A 203-nucleotide genomic window follows, 5' to 3' on the forward strand; every position below is an offset into this window, starting at 1 on the left:
TTTTTGATTAAGGCCGTAGAGACATTATGCAGAAAATTTTTGCGTTGGTTAGCGACTTTAAGTTGCAATTTAGCCGCTAATAATCGTTGTTTTTGATAATTCCTTGATTCTGATAACCGTCGTTGGCTCTTCTTAGCTCGTCTGTCCCGCCGTGACAATTTGCGTTGGACTTTGGCCAGCTTTCCCTTGATCATCCGGTAATA

The 203-nt window shown here is 41.4% G+C and carries 1 protein-coding gene; it reads right to left on the reverse strand.

Annotation, left to right across the window (positions count from 1 at the left end; all coding sequences use genetic code 11):
* A partial coding sequence (locus tag FD07_RS12035) for a transposase (protein ID WP_156403298.1) occupies nucleotides 1-203 on the reverse strand: 203 nt, incomplete at both ends.

This window comes from Levilactobacillus parabrevis ATCC 53295 (assembly GCF_001434055.1).
In the GTDB taxonomy this organism is placed as follows: Bacteria; Bacillota; Bacilli; order Lactobacillales; family Lactobacillaceae; genus Levilactobacillus; species Levilactobacillus parabrevis.